Here is a 15107-nt window from a genome sequence, read left to right on the forward strand (position 1 = left end):
CGGCGGCCTTCGGGCCGCCGCAACTGACTCTGGCTCAGAACCGGCTTGCCGCAAAGGGCGCTGGATCGATATCAGGCCGCGCGCCCTCGATCATGTCCGCAATCATCTGCCCTGTGACGGCAGATTGCGTCAGACCGTGGTGCGCGTGCCCAAAGGCATAAAAGATCCTGCTATGCCGTGTTGCCGGCGAGATGACCGGCAGGCTGTCAGGAATCGACGGGCGGAACCCCATCCAGCGTTTGCCGCCTTCCGACTTGAGCTCCGGGAAAAACAGCTTTGCCTTGGCCAGCATTGCGTCCACGCGGCGCCAGTTCGGCGGCAGGTCGAGACCGCCGAATTCCACCGCTCCGCCGACGCGCAAGCCGCTGGACAGACGCGACAGGACGAACCCGTGACCGGACAGCATGATCATGCGGTTCACGTTAACGCCGGGGTTCGGGATGGTGATGTTGTAACCGCGCTCCGTATCCAGCGGGATCGGATCTCCCAGCTGCGCGGCAAGGGCCTTCGACCATGCCCCGCAGGCAATCACCAGTCGCTCGGCCGCGATCGTGCTGCCATCTTTCAGGATCACGTCACAGCCCTTGTCATTGGGCTGCAAGCGGCTGACCTCACCAACCTCGAACTTGACACCCTGAGATGACAGCCACTCGGCAACCGAAAGGCAAAGGACCTTGGGCTCATCCACCTGCACCCAATCCGGCACGAGTGCTCCGCCGACGACACGGGAAGAAAGGTCCGGTTCCAGATCCCGGATCGCTGATGCATCCAGCTCCTCAACCTTGATGCCGTAGTCACGCTGCTCGGCCCAGCCCGCGCGCGAGGCTTCAAGCGACTGCACCGTGTCGAACAGTTCCAGGCAGCCGTCCCGGCGCACCTGGTTGTGGGTTCCCGTTGTCCGCCAGAGCGCTTCCCACGCAGGAAGAGCGCCTCCATTCAGATCCGCCAGCGCCTTCGTGCTCTGCGCCACCTTTGCAGGGTTTGAAGCTGCCATGAAACGCAGCATCCACGGCAGGATCTTGAGCGCATAAGCCGGACGGACAGATAAGGGACCCAGCGGGTCCAGCATCCATTTGAAGGCCTGTTTCCAAAGACCAGGCGAAGCAAGAGGCGCAACATCTGTCCAGGCGATGGCAGCCGCGTTGCCCTGGCTTGCGCCTGCCGCAGGGCCTTCGCGGTCCAGCACCGTAACGCCGTATCCGCGTTGCACCAGGCTGGCAGCAGTCGCCAGCCCGACGATGCCCGCACCAACCACATGGACATGTCCCTTGCTCATTCGGCGTGTCTTTTCTCGTTCGCGATCAACGACCTGTTCGGCGAAACAATGCGGGTGTCGCAAGGATCCACCGACCGGACCAACAGTCTGTTTTCAGGTTCACCGTCCTGCCAGAACCGGCAAGGCTCGTCTAGCGGCCAACCTTCTGATATATCACTCGCACATCTGAAACATATAAAGGCTCAGACTTTCATGTCCGCAGATTTCAGCCGATCCACTCAGGCCTACCGCCTGCTGGAAGAAGAAATCGTGACCCTGAAACTGAAACCAGGGGCAACCGTGACGGAAGCCGCGCTTACACAGAGACTGGGTTTTGGCAGAACACCCATACGCGAAGCCATTCAGCGGCTGTCCTGGGAAGGCCTTTTGAGCATCCGGCCGCGGCTTGGCATTGTCGTTGCGGAAATGCACCCGTCCGATTTTCTGAAGGTCCTTGAGGCCCGCCACGCCCTGGAACGTCTCGTTGCAGGGCTGGCAGCGCGGCTTGCCAGCAAGGACGACCGCAGAACCCTGGAAGCGATTGCACTAGACATGCGCGAGGCGGCTGCGAAGCCGGACGTGGCAGACTATCTGCGCCTGGACAAAGCCTTCGACGAAGTCGTCTCGGCCGCTGCCTGCAACCCATTTGCTGCAAAGGCTCTGGCCCCTTTGCAGACGCAGAGCCGCCGGTTCTGGTACCGCCATTTTGGTGAGGAAGATCTCACCCCGGCAGCCTGGAGCCACATGGAGGTCATGCGCGCTGTTGCTGCCGGAGACGAGGCCGCCGCGATGGATCACGCGGAAAACCTGATGCTGTACCTGCGCCGTCAGGCAACGACGCTGGTCAGCGGCTCCGGTTAGGCAGCCGCCGGAAAGTGAGACCGTGTCCGGTTTGCAAAAGCGACCAGAGACAGCATTACCGGCACTTCCACAAGAACACCGACAACCGTCGCAAGGGCAGCGCCCGAGTTCAGACCGAACAGGCTGATGGCAACGGCAACGGCAAGCTCGAAGAAGTTGGACGTCCCGATCAGCGCTGCCGGCGCGGCGGTGTTGAACGGCACCCGCCACAGATACCCCCAGGCGTAGGCGACGAAGAAAATGCCATAGCTCTGGATCAGCAGGGGCACGGCAATCAACACGATCACCAGCGGCTTTTCCAGAATGGTCTGCGCCTGAAATCCGAACAGCAGGACAACTGTTGCCAGAAGACCCATGACGGAGAAGGGTTTGACCTTTCCCGTGAACTCCGCGATGCGCTCATCGCTCCCCGATCCATCCAGCGCCTTGCGGGTAAAATAGCCGGCCACCAGCGGAATGATCACATAAAGGATCACCGACAGCAGCAAGGTCTGCCACGGTACGACAATGTCGGTCACACCAAGCAGCAGCGCCGCGATGGGTGCGAAGGCAAACACCATGATGATGTCGTTGATGGAGACCTGGACAAGCGTGTAGTTGGCATCGCCGCGCACCAGCTGGCTCCAGACGAAGACCATGGCCGTGCACGGCGCGACCCCGAGCAGGATCATGCCGGCGATGTACTCTTTCGCAGTCTGCGGATCCACCAGCCCCGCAAATACGTGCTCGAAGAACAGGATACCGAGTGCAGCCATCGTGAAGGGCTTGACCAGCCAGTTGACGACGATCGTGATGCAGAGCCCCTTGGGCTTGCGGCCGACATCCTTCAGCGAGGCAAAATCTACGTTGACCATCATCGGGTAGATCATCACCCAGATGAGTACGGCCACAACCAGATTGACGCTGGCATATTCCAGAGAGGCGATCGCCTCGAAAACCCCGGGAAAGAGGGCGCCGAGCCCGACCCCGGCGGCAATGCACAGGGCAACCCAGAGCGACAAGAAGCGCTCGAAGAGCCCCATGGGTGACGTTTCCTGTGTCATTCCAACTCTCTCTCACATCGGCATTTCAGCAAACCAGGGAGCAGCGTGGAAAACCTGCCCGAGGTGTCTCAACATCAAATCGCTCAGAACCGGTCACGCAACTTGTCTTGCTGCCGAAAGGAACCTTCCGGCATCCAGGCATATCTGTTTCCTGAATGTCAGCACTTCCCACCTGGTTCACAGCCGCCACCGGCCACAAGCGATGCGATCGGTGCGCAGAGTTCCGGGTTGCCGCCGCAGCAGTCCTGCAACAGGTAAGTCACGAGGCCCTGCATCGCTTCCAGGCTCGCCCGATAACAAATCGAGCGCCCGTCTCGTTCGGCGTGCACAAGGCCGGAACGGGACAAGGCGCCCAGGTGGGTCGACAGGGTATTCGGACGCACATCGAGTGCATCTGAGATGGCACCGGCAGTCATGCCTTCTTTTCCGGCCTTCACCAACAGGCGAAAAACGTCGAGGCGGGTTTCCTGACCAAGAGCTGCCAATGCATTCAGGGCGTCTTTTTTTTCCATATTTCGAGAATACTCGAAATCTAGAACTATGCAACCCAATAATTGCTGCATTGCGAGAAGTTGCGAACCGAAGCTGCGACCGGCAGGAATGTGAGCGCACCTCTGTGACCGAAAGCAAAAGACCCCCGCTCCGGAAAGAGCGAGGGTCTTGTTTTCAGCGTCTGACAGAACTGCCGGTTCAGGCAGCCTTTGCGGCCAGTCGTTTCCTGATGCTTTCCACATCCGCATTCGGCGTCGCGGCGAACAGTGTCTTGGTGTAATCGTGCTGCGGGTTCTCGAAAACCTCGTCCCGCGTGCCGTATTCCACCACTTCACCGAAATACATCACCATTACCTTGTCTGCGATGTAGCGCACCACCGACAGGTCGTGAGAGATGAACACATAGGTGAGGCCCATCTCTTCCTGCAGGTCCGCAAGCAGGTTCAGAATCTGCGCCTGGACCGACAGGTCAAGCGCGGAGACCGGCTCGTCGAGCACCAGCAACTTCGGCTTCATCATGATTGCCCGCGCAATCGCGATGCGCTGGCGCTGACCACCGGAGAACATGTGCGGATAACGGCCGTAGTGCTCCGGCTGCAACCCGACCTTCTCCAGCATCTGCAGCGCCAGGTCACGGCGTTCTGCCGACGGCATGTCGGTGTTCAGGAGAAGCGGCTCTTCCAGAACATGGCCGATCTTCTGGCGCGGGTTCAGCGAGCCATAGGGGTTCTGGAAAACGATCTGCACCTTCTGGCGCATTTCGCGGGAAATACCGGTCTTGGAGATATCGATCGGCAGGCCGTCGATCTCGATAAGGCCGGAAGACTGCGCGTCAATCATGGTGAGCATGCGCGCAAGGGTCGACTTGCCACAGCCACTTTCGCCGACCACGGCAAGGGTGGTGCCGCGTTCCACATCCAGGTTCACACCCTTGACGGCGGTCAGGGTCGACGCCTTCTTGAACATGCCGCCCTTGATGTCATAGGTCCGGTACAGATCGCGGACCTTGAGGATCACATCGTCAGCCATCTCAGAAACCTCCCGCTTCGGCAAAGTCGCTCACCGTCGGCAAGCGGTCGCCCGTGGCATTTTCCGGCAGCGCTGAAAGCAATGCCTTCGTATACGGGTTCTTGGGGTTTTCGAAGAGGGACAGCACGTCGGCCTCCTCCATCTTGCGGCCCTTGTACTGCACGATGACACGATCGGCCGTTTCGGCCACCACACCCATGTCATGGGTAATCATGATCAGCCCCATGCCGCTGTCCTGCTGCAGCTTGACCAGGAGATCCAGGATCTGTTTCTGGATCGTCACGTCAAGGGCAGTCGTCGGCTCATCGGCAATCAGCAGTTTCGGCGCACAGGCAATTGCCATGGCGATCATCACACGCTGGCACTGGCCGCCGGACATCTGATGCGGAAATGCGGACAGGCGTTCGGCTGGGTTCGGAATACCGACGGAAGTCAGGATCTCGACCACCCGGTCCCGGGCCTGACGTCCCTTCAATCCCATGTGGGTCTTCAATGTTTCACTGAGCTGGAAGCCAACCGTGAAACACGGGTTGAGACTGGCGATCGGCTCCTGGAAGATCATCGAGATGTCTTTCCCGATCACCCGGCGCCGTTCCTTGGCCGACAGGGTGCGCAGGTCGAGACCCTCGAATTCCATCTTGTCGGCGGTGATCGTTGCCGTGTTCGGCAGCAGACCCATGGTCGCCAGCATGGCGACGGATTTTCCGGACCCGGATTCGCCGACGATCGCCAGGACTTCGCCCGCATCGACCGCATAATCAACGCCGTCGAGCGCCTTGAAAGGGCCCTTGGCGGTGTCGAACTCGACCTTCAGGTTTCTGATTTCAAGAAGAGACATGGCTTAGCTCCTCTTCAGTTTCGGGTCGAGCGCATCGCGCAGACCGTCACCGACCAGGTTGATGGCAAGAACGGTGATCAGGATCGCCAGACCCGGGAAGGTTACCACCCACCACGCGCGCAGGATGAATTCACGCGCTTCGGCAAGCATGGTGCCCCATTCCGGTGTTGGCGGCTGTGCTCCCATGCCCAGGAAGCCGAGGGCAGCCGCATCCAGGATCGCGTTGGAGAACGACAGCGTCGCCTGAACGATCAGCGGCGCCAGACAGTTCGGCAGGATCGTCTTGAACATCAACCGCATGTGCCCGGCACCTGCCACCTTCGCCGCGACGACATAGTCCCGTGTGCGTTCGGACAGGACCGCCGCGCGGGTCAGACGCACGAAATGCGGCTGCAGCACGATGGCAATTGCGATCATGGCGTTGATCAGCCCGGGCCCCAGGATAGCCACCAGCACGAGGGCCAGCAGAAGCGAGGGGAATGCCAGGATGATGTCCATCACACGCATGATCAGCGTGTCGGTCATGCCGCGCATGTAACCGGCGACAAGGCCGATCACGACACCGCCGACAAGGGCGATGGTGACGACGACAACACCGATGAACAGCGAGAAGCGCGCGCCGAAGATGAGGCGCGAAAGAATATCACGACCAACGGCATCCGTTCCCAGCAGGAACGCGGCCTTGCCGCCCTCCTCCCAGACCGGAGGCACGAGGAAACTGTCGCGGTACTGGAAGTCGGGACTATGCGGTGCGACCAGCGGTGCGAAGATGGCCATGAGGACCAGCAACGCGAACACCACGAGGCCGACAACGGCACCCTTGTTCTGTGAGAAGTAGTACCAGAACTCGACAAGCTGCGCCTTGGTGGCGTTGCGGCTTTCGGCCTGGAGCTTGGTCTGATCGGCTTTCGCAGCCGGCGAGGTATTTGTCATTTTCCTTGTCCCCGGCTCAGTTGTGGCGAATTCGCGGATTGATCAGGCCGTAGAGCACGTCCACGATCAGGTTGACCATCATGATGATCCCGGCAATCAGCAGCAGACCACCCTGGACCACGAAGTAGTCGCGGCGCGAGATGCTGTCGACGAGCCATTTGCCGATGCCCGGCCAGGAGAAGATGGTCTCTGTCAGGATCGCGCCGGCAAGAAGCACGCCGACCTGCAGGCCGATGGTGGTCACCACCGGGATAAGGGCATTGCGCAGCGCATGCAGACCGATCACCGCGCGGGGCGGCAGGCCTTTCGCGCGGGCCGTGCGCACATAGTCCTCGCCCAGAACTTCCAGCATGGCGGATCGGGTCTGGCGTGCGATCACCGCCATCGGAATGGTCGCCAGAACGATGGACGGCAGGATCAGGTGACGGACGGCGGAGAGGAAGGCCCCCTTCTCGCCGGACAGCAGACTGTCGATCAGCATGAAGCCCGTAACCTGCGGGAAGAAGAACATCAGCGAGATGCGCCCGGAGACCGGTGTCCAGCCGAGGGTTCCCGAGAACAGGATGATCAGCAGCAGACCCCACCAGAAGATCGGCATCGAGTAGCCGACCAGCGCCGTGCCCATGATTGCCTGGTCGGCAACCGATCCGCGCTTCACGGCCGCGAAGATGCCAGCGGGAATGCCAAGGCAGACGGCAATGATGATGGCGCAGAGCGCGAGTTCGGCAGTCGCCGGAAACAGTGTCAGAAATTCATCCAGCACCGGCTTCTTCGACACGAAGGACGTGCCCAGATCCCCCTGGAAGATACCTGCGATGTAGTCGAGGTACTGTTGCCAGAGCGGTTTGTCGAAGCCAAGCTGGCCAAGGACCTGAGCCCTCCGCTCATCAGATATACCGCGCTCGCCTGCGAGCAGTTCGGCAGGATCGCCGGGCAGCATGCGGATAAACGAGAAGGCGACGAGGGTGACGCCGAAGAATGTCGGTATCAACAGGCCGAGACGACCTAGAAGAAAGCGAAGCATGTCAGGTTCCAGATACGAAGAGCCAGCGGAAACGACCTGATGTCAGGAAAGCATCCGCCGGCCAGAATGTCCGAAGGCGCCGGCATTGCTGCCAGCGCCCTCTTCGAGTTAGGCGGATTTACTCCGCAATGTCCACGCCGTCAAACCAGTGGCCGCCGAGCGGGTCCATGACGTAGCCGGAGACCTTGGAGGACATCGGCATGAAGACCACGGAGTGCGCGATGGTTGCCCACGGAGCCTGCTCCTTGAACACGACCTGTGCCTCTTCGTAGAGCTTGGTGCGCTCTTCCTTGCTGGTCACGGTCTTTGCCTTCTTGATCAGCGCGTCGAACTCTTCGTTGCACCACTGGGCGCGGTTGGAGCCGCCGACACCGTCACAGCCGAGCAGAACGGCCAGGAAGTTGTCAGGGTCGCCGTTGTCACCGGTCCAGCCGAGAAGCACGGCACCGTCGCGGTTCTCGTCCTTGGAACGGGACAGGTATTCACCCCATTCGTAGGAAACGATCTCGACGTTCACGCCGACGTTCGCGAAGTCGGCCTGCATGACTTCAGCCATACGACGAGCGTTCGGGTTGTACGGACGCTGTACCGGCATTGCCCAGATCTTCATGGAAAGATCGGATACACCAGCTGCTGCCAGCATTTCCTTGGCCAGTTCCGGATTGTAGTCGTCGTCTTCAACGGCGTCGTTGTAGGACCACATGGTCGGCGGGATCGGGTTCTTGGCAGCCTGGCCGGAGCCCTGGAAAACTGCGTCGAGGATCGCCTGCTTGTTGATCGCGTGGTTCAGCGCCTTGCGGACTTCCGGCTTGTCGAACGGTGCCTGCTTGGTGTTGTAAGCGAGGTAACCGACGTTCAGGCCCTGCTGTTCCATCAGGGTCAGGTTGCCGTCAGCCTTGATGTCGGCGATGTCGGCCGGTGCCGGGTACGGCATGACGTGACATTCACCGGCCTTCAGCTTCTGAAGACGCACGGCTGCATCCGGAGTGATCGCGAAGATCAGGTTGTCGACCGGCTGCTTGCCACCCCAGTAGTCCGGGTTTGCCGCATAACGGATCACGGCGTCCTTCTGGTAACCCACGAAGGAGAACGGACCGGTGCCGACCGGCTGCTGGTTCAGCTGTTCCTTGGAACCGGCTGCTTCAAGCTGGGCTGCGTATTCGGCGGACACGACGGAAGCGAAGTCCATCGCCAGGTTGGCGATCATCGGTGCTTCCGGACGGTTCAGGACGAACTTGACCGTGTAGTCGTCAACCCTGACGATTTCCTTGATCAGGTCCGGCATGGACATGCCGTCGAAATATTCCCACGCGGTACCGGCGGTGTATTCGTGCCACGGATGATCCTTCTTCAGCTGACGCTCGAAGGTGAAGATCACGTCGTCTGCATTGAATTCACGGGTCGGCGTGAAGAAGCTGGTGGTGTGGAACTTCACACCCTGACGCAGCTTGAAGGTGTATTCCAGACCGTCTTCGGAAACTTCCCAGCTTTCAGCCAGGCCCGGCAGCACTTCGGTCGTGCCGCGCTTGAACTCGACAAGCCGGTTGTAGATCGGCTTGGAGGAAGCGTCGAACGTCGTGCCTGCGGTGTAAAGTGCAGCATCAAAGCCTTCAGGCGAACCTTCAGAGCAATAAACCAGGTTTTTTGCAGAAGCGCCGGTTGCTGCAATCACAGCAAGGCTTACGCCAAGAAGGGATGCCTTCAAGGTTTTTTGGAAATTCATCAAACTGTTCTCCCCTTGATGAAGAGCAAGGGCCTTGCATCGTTGAATCGCGCAAAGGAGTTAAGCCCAAGCCAGCGCAAACTAAGGCGTTTTTTTGGCAGAAAATCAACTGCCAACATATTTCTAATTTGAGGATGTTTTTGAAATTTTTTTGCTAGGTAAGAGTTGCTGCCGTAAATTTTTAATGCGGCAACGTTAACTCACGAGAAACAAATACCGCAACGGCAGCGTTTTTCAAGCTTCATCTAACCGCCTGAAAACAAAAGGCTCCCGCAATAACGGGAGCCCCTGAATTTCTCAATCCTGCGTAGAACGGGTTCGTTTGACAGCGTCCTGCCATCCGGCAAGCAATCTGGCCCGCTCACTTTCCTGTAAACGCGGCTCGAAACGCTTTTCCAGCTTCCATTCAGCCGAAAATGCCTCGGCGCCAGGCCAGATACCTGCCTTCGATCCGGCGAGCCACGCTGCCCCGAGCGCTGTCGTTTCCGGGACAGTCGGCCGGTCGACCGGCGCGCCCAGAATGTCGGCCAGGAACTGCATCGTCCAGTCGGATGCCGTCATGCCACCATCGACACGGAGCACCGGTTGTTCGGCCTCCGGCCAGTCTGCCCGCATGGCTTCAACCAGGTCGCTGGTCTGGTAACCGACGCTTTGCAGCACCGCCCGGGCAATTTCCTTCGGACCCGTGTTTCGCGTCAGACCGAACAGCGCGCCCCGCGCTTCCGCGTCCCAATAGGGAGCGCCAAGACCAACGAAGGCAGGAACAAGGTAGACGTCCTGGTTGGGATCTGCCTGTTCGGCAAGCGACTGCGTGTCGCCGGCACTTTCGATGAGCCCCAGACCGTCGCGCAGCCACTGGACGGCAGCACCGGCAACGAAGATCGACCCTTCGAGCGCATATGTGGTTTCGCCGTTCAGCCTGTAGGCGATGGTCGTCAGCATGCGGTTGTTGGACCGGACCGGTTTGGACCCGGTGTTCATCAGTGCAAAGCAACCCGTGCCGTAGGTGGACTTGACCATTCCCGGTTTGAAGCATGCCTGCCCGACCGTCGCGGCCTGCTGGTCGCCGGCAACACCGAGGATCGGTATTGCCCGGCCGAACAATTCCGTATCGGTGACGCCGAAATCATCCGCACTGTCCTTGACCTCGGGCAGCAGGTTCTGCGGGATGTTGAGGAGCTTGCACAGCTCTTCATCCCACTTGTTTTCGTGAATGTTGTAGATCAGCGTCCGGGATGCGTTGGTGGCATCGGTTGCGTGCACCTTGCCGCCCGTGAGTTGCCAGATCAGCCATGTGTCGACGGTGCCGAAGGCAAGCTCACCGCGTTCCGCACGCTCGCGCACACCGTCCACATTGTCGAGGATCCAGGCGATCTTGGTTCCGGAAAAATAGGGATCCAGCAACAGGCCCGTCTTGGCGGAAAAAACTCCTTCGCGGCCTTCCGAGCGCAATTTCGCACAGAAATCGGCCGTACGACGGTCCTGCCAGACAATGGCGTTGTAGACCGGTTCGCCCGTCGATCGGTCCCAGACAAGGGTGGTTTCCCGCTGGTTGGTGATCCCGATCGCGGCGACATCCGCGCCACCGGACGGTGCCTTTTCCAGCGCCTCCCGACACACGCGCAGCGTGCTCGTCCAGATATCGGCCGGCGAATGCTCCACCCAACCCGACTTCGGGAAGTGTTGCGGAAACTCCTGCTGCCCCACACTGATTGGATGGAAATCGTCGCCGAAGACAATTGCCCGGCTCGACGTCGTGCCCTGGTCTATTGCCAAAACACATCCGGCCATGGCGCACCTCCCGTTTTCTTCTTGTCATGAAAACTGCCGGCAAGGCCGGCAGGTCATCTGGTTCCGTTTGATAAAACTATGCCGCAGCGCCGGCCTGCTCCGCAAGATAAGCCGACAGATAGGTATCCAGCTCGGCAGCTTCCTCCCCGCTGAGCCGCAAACCCAGTTTCGTCCGCCGCCACAGGATGTCCTGCGCGCTGCGGGCCCATTCGCGGCGGACCAGCCATTTCACTTCCGCTTCATGAAGATTGTAGCCAAAGCAGCGGCCGAGATCTTCGAGCGTCTTCGCTTCCCCGAGTATGAAGCGCGCATCCGTGCCGTAAAGACGGGTCAGACGAGTAGCGAATACCTTGTCGAGGAACGGATAATCGGCCTCGAGGCGTGACACTTCCGCATCGAACTCGCTCACCTTGAAATCACCGCCCGGCAGCGGCGCATAGGCCGTCCATACCCCGCGCTTGAAAGGCAGATACGGCTCAAGCTTTTCCAGGACATGCTCGGCAAGCTTGCGATAGGTCGTGATCTTGCCGCCAAAGACAGACAGGATCGCCGGCTTTGCATCACCCGCATCCAGCTCAAGCACATAGTCGCGCGTCGCCGCCTTGGCATCCTTTGCGCCGTCATCGTAGAGCGGGCGAACGCCGGAATAGGTATGGACCACATCTTCAGGCGTGATCGCGTTTTCCAGATACTCGCTCGCCGCCTTGCACAAATAGGCGATTTCGTCCTTCGAGATCTCGACCTTGCTCAGGTCGTCCTGGAAATCGACATCGGTCGTACCAATCAGCGTGAAGTCGTTTTCATAAGGAATGGCGAACACGATCCGGCCGTCACCGTTCTGGAAGATGAAGCAACGGTCGTGTTCGAACTGGCGCTTGACGATGATGTGGCTGCCCTTGACCAGCCGGACGCTGGAACTGTTGTTTGCCCCGGTAACGCCGCTCAGCATGTCCGCAACCCAGGGCCCGGCGGCATTGACCAGCACATTGGCAGTGACGGTCTTTTCCTCGCCGCTTGCAAGGTCTTTCAGAACGACCTGCCAGACGTCGCCATCGCGCCGCGCGCTGATGCATTTGGTACGCGTCTGGATTTCGGCACCGCGATCAGCCGCATCGCGCGCGTTCAGAACCACCAGTCGGGCATCGTCCACCCAGCAGTCTGAATATTCGAACCCCTTCTTGAAGAGCTTCTTGAGCCCTTGCGAGAACGGAGCCTGATCCAGGCGCACGGTCTTGGTGGCCGGCAGCAATTCCCGCCCGCCGAGATGGTCATACATGAAGAGGCCGAGCCGCAGGAGCCATGCCGGACGCAGGTCCTTGTGATGCGGCAGAATGAACCGCAGCGGCCATGCAATATGCGGCGCTGCGCGCCACAACACTTCACGCTCTTTCAGCGCTTTGCGCACCAGACCGAACTCGTAATATTCCAGATAGCGCAGCCCGCCGTGGATGAGCTTGGTCGAGGCCGACGATGTGGCGCCGGCAAGGTCACCCATTTCGACCAGAAGTACCGAAGCCCCCCGGCCGACCGCGTCGCGCGCGATGCCCGTTCCGTTGATGCCCCCACCAATGATCAAAAGATCGTAATCCGCAGCCATAACTGTCCCCGGCCTGTGTTTTTGCGTCTCAGGATTAAAAATGAAAATAAAACGAAACTTCTCGAAATTCAATCAACAATTTCGCACACCAAGACGAAACACCCCGGCAAGAAGCTCGCGCCTCCGCCGGGGTTAAATAGACCACTCAGAAACTACAAGGCATTGATCTGCCTAGTTTTCTCCGTCCTCTGCCGGAGCATCGTCCTCCAACTGGGTCGAAGAAACGTCAACCTTCTTGCGCTGTTTCGGTTTGTTCCCGTCTTCCACGAAGGGAGGCGTAGCGGCGTGATAGGTCACTTGCGGGAACGGGATTTCGATATTCCGTTCGTCAAAGACCTGTTTGACGAATTCGTTATACGCACGCCCGACGCCCCACTGATCCCCCGGGACGGTCTTGATGCGGCCGCGGATATCAATGGAACTGGCCCCGAAATTGGTAACGCCGTGCATTTCGAAATCACCGATGATCTTGGGTCCGAAATCCGTTTCCTTCAGTCTGCGGAAGGCTTCCAGCATGGCGTCCTTGGCGTGGGTGATATTCGTGTCGTAGGCAACACCGATCAGCGCGACATGATAGGAGAAGCCGCGCATGAAGTTGGACACCATGTCGACCGACGAGAACGGAATGATGTGGGTTGTTCCGTCGATGTCGCGCATGCGCACCGACCGGACGGTGATCCCCTCGACCGTTCCCGTTATTCCGGCAACAGTGACGACGTCGCCCTCGTTGATGGCATTCTCGACCTGGATGAAGGCTCCGGTGATGATGTCCTTGACCAGGGTCTGTGCACCGAAGGAAATCGCCAGACCGACAACACCGGCACCGGCGATCAGCGGACCGATATCGACGCCGACTTCCGACAGCGACAAGAGCAGCGCCATCACCACGATGACGACCGTCGATGCATTGCGGAACAACTGGAACAGCGTGCGTTCGCGCGCCGTTACGATGTATCCGGAACGTGACTGCAGCCTGAGGTCCACCCACGACATGACGGCAAGCCAGATCATGAAAGCCACGAGCAGGACCAGGAAGGCAGAACCGTAGCTGCTCAGAAGTTGCACCCCGGCTTCGCTGACCAGCCATTCGGCAACCGTCAACAGACCCCAGATCTCCAGAAGCAGCAACACCGTCACCAGGAAGACGGCGAACCGGATGAACTTCAGAAGGCGCGGCACAAAGGCGTTCAGCCGGCTCTGAAGCGCCGGAAGGGTCCGGTTCAGGTCGTCCGGCAGGCGAATCCCGCCCTTGATGGCCTTGGTCACGACCAGCGAAATGGCCATGCCCGCCATGATGGTGAGGATCGACAGTCCCGTTGCCCGCAGAATAATGGTTGTCGCGTCAAACGGCCGGGTCACCCAGATGATGAAAACTGCCGCGATATAGCCGTAGGCAGCCAGGTGCCAGAGCTGACCGACCAGCACGAGCGCACGCTTGGCAAGAGCGCTCTGCAGATGCTCGGCGTAATCCCGCGCACCCTCGTTTACCCGGTGCCTGTTCTGGTGCACCAGCACCAGAAGATAGATCATCCCGAGAAGCACGACGAGGAACCGCAAGGCGTTGCCGAGCACGAAGGATACCGCAACATTGGCGATCGGCACGGCCAGGAACAGGCCGAAGACCATCCAGTACATGAACAACCGCAAACGGCCGTACCAGTAGAGCGAACTTTCATCGGTGAACGGCAGCAACCGCAGTTCAGGCCGCCCCGGCGCAAATATGAAGCGCAGCGAGACGTTGGCCATGCCAAGGATGAAAAACGCGTTCAGCGCGAGACTTTCCTGAAGCGTTACGCCTGCATTTATTCCACCGAAGCTTGCCAGGGCCGCCGCGTTGCCGACGGCCCAACCGACGCCTACCGTCACTGCATCGACGACAGATGTCAGAACAAGAATGAAACTGCGCGTCAGCCCACCGCCGTAACGCGCATAAAGCGACATGCGCGGATAGAGTGCCTTCGCGATCAGCTGGCTGGCAAAAAAGCCGAGATAAGCCGCAAGAAGCACGATGCCGACCTGGATCGCGATATCCTCGACCCGGTCCCATTTCACCGGGATATCGCCGCGCGCGACCAGAACCAGGCCGTTCAACGAGCGCATTGCCTGCTCCAGCAGATACCCCGCGTCATCTACCAGAACTCGTGTGTATTCACCGATCCGCAGGGCGAAGTTTTCCTGTTGCAGGGGTTGGGAGATCCCCTGAACCGGAATTGCAGCTTCATTCCCGGGAACCTGCCTGTCACCTTCAGCAGGCTGGCTGTCCCCTGTGCTTTTCTGCAAGAGATCGATCAACGCCGCTCGGCTTTCAGGGTCGTTCAGAACCTTTATCAGGGCCTGGCTCGCCTGTTCGACATCGGCCGGTGGCGCCTGCTCCTGCGCCGGGGCCTGCCCCCCGCTTTCCTGAGCCAGAACCGGAGCCAACCCGGCAAGCATCATTGTCATCAGGGCAAAGAGGCAGCAGCGCAAAATCTTCATTTCAAACTCTTGTCAATTCCAGAAAGACCGGCGGGGGTCCGGCCAT

General features: G+C 59.7%; 12 protein-coding genes. 1 reads left to right on the forward strand and 11 read right to left on the reverse strand.

The annotated features are described in order from the left end of the window. Positions 1–34: 34 nt before the first annotated feature. Positions 35–1276 carry an NAD(P)/FAD-dependent oxidoreductase gene (locus ACVDG9_RS21550; RefSeq protein WP_447238943.1) on the reverse strand — a complete coding sequence of 414 codons (1242 nt, stop codon included), beginning with the start codon at positions 1274–1276 and terminating at the stop codon, positions 35–37. Between the two features lie 192 nt (positions 1277–1468). On the opposite strand from ACVDG9_RS21550, the gene ACVDG9_RS21555 reads away from it, so the two are divergent. After that, a complete protein-coding gene (locus tag ACVDG9_RS21555; protein ID WP_447238944.1) occupies positions 1469–2116 on the forward strand; it encodes a GntR family transcriptional regulator in 648 nt (215 codons plus the stop codon). Here the strand turns inward: ACVDG9_RS21555 and arsB are convergent. The 10 genes from arsB to ACVDG9_RS21605 form a co-directional block, all read right to left on the reverse strand. Then, complete coding sequence (arsB, locus tag ACVDG9_RS21560) at positions 2113–3159, reverse strand: ACR3 family arsenite efflux transporter (RefSeq protein WP_023003391.1); 1047 nt, start codon at positions 3157–3159, stop codon at positions 2113–2115. The two genes, ACVDG9_RS21555 and arsB, sit on opposite strands and share 4 nt — an antisense overlap. Positions 3160–3317: 158 nt before the next feature. Continuing rightward, on the reverse strand, positions 3318–3671 hold the full coding sequence (locus ACVDG9_RS21565; RefSeq protein WP_447238945.1) for an ArsR/SmtB family transcription factor: 354 nt from the start codon (positions 3669–3671) through the stop codon (positions 3318–3320). Between the two features lie 178 nt (positions 3672–3849). Then, positions 3850–4680 carry a dipeptide ABC transporter ATP-binding protein gene (locus ACVDG9_RS21570; RefSeq protein ID WP_023003393.1) on the reverse strand — a complete coding sequence of 277 codons (831 nt, stop codon included), beginning with the start codon at positions 4678–4680 and terminating at the stop codon, positions 3850–3852. 1 nt (position 4681) lies between these two features. Beyond that, on the reverse strand, positions 4682–5518 hold the full coding sequence (locus ACVDG9_RS21575; RefSeq protein WP_023003394.1) for an ABC transporter ATP-binding protein: 837 nt from the start codon (positions 5516–5518) through the stop codon (positions 4682–4684). Between the two features lie 3 nt (positions 5519–5521). Then, a complete protein-coding gene (locus ACVDG9_RS21580) occupies positions 5522–6451 on the reverse strand; it encodes an ABC transporter permease subunit (RefSeq protein ID WP_023003395.1) in 930 nt (309 codons plus the stop codon). Positions 6452–6467: 16 nt separating this feature from the next. Further along, positions 6468–7475 carry an ABC transporter permease subunit gene (locus ACVDG9_RS21585; protein WP_023003396.1) on the reverse strand — a complete coding sequence of 336 codons (1008 nt, stop codon included), beginning with the start codon at positions 7473–7475 and terminating at the stop codon, positions 6468–6470. A gap of 118 nt (positions 7476–7593) precedes the next feature. Further along, positions 7594–9198, reverse strand: a complete 1605-nt coding sequence (locus ACVDG9_RS21590) for an ABC transporter substrate-binding protein (RefSeq protein WP_023003397.1) — start codon at positions 9196–9198, stop codon at positions 7594–7596. Positions 9199–9495: 297 nt separating this feature from the next. Continuing rightward, positions 9496–10989: a glycerol kinase GlpK gene (gene glpK / locus ACVDG9_RS21595; protein WP_077291786.1), complete on the reverse strand. Its 1494-nt coding sequence runs from the start codon at positions 10987–10989 to the stop codon at positions 9496–9498. Between the two features lie 76 nt (positions 10990–11065). Further along, a complete protein-coding gene (gene glpD, locus ACVDG9_RS21600; RefSeq protein ID WP_447238946.1) occupies positions 11066–12586 on the reverse strand; it encodes a glycerol-3-phosphate dehydrogenase in 1521 nt (506 codons plus the stop codon). Between the two features lie 171 nt (positions 12587–12757). Continuing rightward, on the reverse strand, positions 12758–15061 hold the full coding sequence (locus tag ACVDG9_RS21605) for a mechanosensitive ion channel domain-containing protein (protein WP_209171447.1): 2304 nt from the start codon (positions 15059–15061) through the stop codon (positions 12758–12760). Positions 15062–15107: the final 46 nt, after the last annotated feature.

This window comes from Roseibium sp. RP-7 (genome assembly GCF_053005225.1).